A 2,062-nucleotide genomic window follows, 5' to 3' on the forward strand; every position below is an offset into this window, starting at 1 on the left:
CCCGCACGGCGTCGATGGCCGCGCATCGACGACTCGCAGGACTCCCGCGACGGCCGGCCCGGGAGCAGCACCAGCCGATCTCCGCGGCGGCAGACGTGCCGGACCGCGGACAGCAGACCGGCCGGCTGCACCTGGACGAGGAGGACGAGCGCAGGACCCGCCCGGCCGTCGTCGGCCCCGAGGCGACGAAGGGCGGCGGGCGCCGCCGCGGCCCGCGCTGGCCGCTGATCGCCCTGCTGCTCCTGCTCGCCTTCGCCTTGATCGGCGCTCTGCTCTGGCCGCGGATCTCCGACATGCTCGGCGCCGGCGACGAGCCGGGCCAGGCACAGGCCGGAGAGATCACCCTGCAGGAGGGCGACTACGTCGGCCGGCCCGTCGCCGAGGTGGTCCCGGAGATCGAGTCCAAGGGTCTGAAGGCCGACCAGGTGGAGGCGGACGACAAGACGGAGGCCGGGACCGTCGTCGCGCTGGCCCCCCTGACCGGCCTCGCCGCGGGCGACTCCGTCTCCCTCGACGTGTCCACGGGCATGGGCGAGGTCCCCGCAGACCTGGTGGGCATGTCCGCAGACCAGGCGACCACGGCCCTGCAGGAGGCCGGCTTCCTCGTGGACCGGATGGACGACCCGTCCGCCGGCGGTGCCGCCGGCACCGTGGTGCGCGTCAACCCGGACTCCGGCGAGCGTCACCGCTTCGACACCCCGGTCCAGCTGATCGTGGCGGCCGGAGCCGCCGGCGTGGCCCCCGCGCCCACGCAGCAGCCCACCGAGGACGCCGGCGCCGAACCGGAGCCCACCGAGGACCCCGACGCCGGACAGACCTCCGCTCCGGCGGAGCAGGATCCGACCGAGGCCCCAGACGAGGAGACCGCCGCCCCCGGCGAGGAGCCCACCGAGACCGCCACCGACGCCCCGACCGACGAACCGTCGGCAGATCCCACTGAGACCGCCACCCAGGCACCGACCGAGGACACCTCCACCGAGGCCCCGGGCAACTCCGGCGACTCCGGGGAGGACACGGGCACCGTCGACGAGGGCGGGTCCGCACCGACCGACGACGGAGTGACCGGCTGAGCCCGAAGGGGCTCTCACCGGTGACGTCGTCCCCTGGACGGACGGGAGCAGCACGTGTCCACTGAGCACATCCTCAACGGCCGCTATCAGATGGAGGATCTGATCGGCCGCGGCGGCATGGCCGACGTGTACCGCGGCACCGACCTGCGCCTGAAGCGCACCGTGGCGATCAAGATGATGCGCCCGGACCTGGCCCGCGACCCCCAGTTCCAGTCCCGGTTCCGGCGGGAGGCGCTGCGCTCGGCGTCCCTGAACCACCCGAACATCGTCCACGTGTTCGACACGGGCGAGGAGGAGCTCGAGGACCGCCATGCCCACGAGGTGTCCTGTCCCTTCCTGGTGATGGAGCACGTGGACGGCGGCACGATGCGGGACGCCATCCGGGCCGGCGACGTCACGGTCGAGGAGGCCGTCGCCTGGCTGGACGGCGTCCTGGCCGCGCTGTCCTACTCGCACGGCCTCGGGATCGTCCACCGGGACATCAAGCCGGCGAACGTCATGGTCACCGGCTCCGGCGAGGTGAAGGTGATGGACTTCGGCATCGCCCGCGCCCTCGCGGACAGCTCCGCCACCATGACCCAGACGCAGACGGTGGTGGGAACCGCCCAGTACCTCTCCCCCGAGCAGGCCATGGGCGAGGAGGTCGGCACCCGCTCCGACCTCTACGCCGTGGGCTGCGTGGCCTTCGAGCTGCTCACCGGCCGCACCCCGTTCGTGGGCGAGTCTCCCGTGTCCGTGGCCTATCAGCACGTCCGCCAGGAGCCCCCGCGCCCGTCCACCCTGAACCCGGACGTCTCCCCCGCGCTCGACGCGGTGGTGCTCACCGCCCTCGCGAAGGACCCCGAGGACCGGTTCGCGGACGCGGACGAGTTCGCCGCCGCCCTCGTGGAGGCCCTGGGCTCCCCCGAGGACACCCCCACCGGCGCGCTGCCCCTGGCCGCCGCGGATCCCTCCGGCACGGACCCGGATGCCGCGGACCGTGGCCGGGAGGA

At 73.9% G+C, this 2,062-nt stretch carries 2 protein-coding genes; both read left to right on the forward strand.

The annotated features are described in order from the left end of the window. A partial coding sequence (locus tag AC2W7A_RS11900; protein ID WP_485991526.1) for a PASTA domain-containing protein occupies window positions 1-1,070 on the forward strand: 1,070 nt, incomplete at its 5' end. Window positions 1,071-1,124: 54 nt separating this feature from the next. Beyond that, window positions 1,125-2,062 (forward strand): protein kinase domain-containing protein (locus tag AC2W7A_RS11905; RefSeq protein ID WP_485991527.1); only part of this gene is annotated, 938 nt, incomplete at its 3' end.

Source organism: Micrococcus sp. LASM2_SD2, from assembly GCF_057364565.1.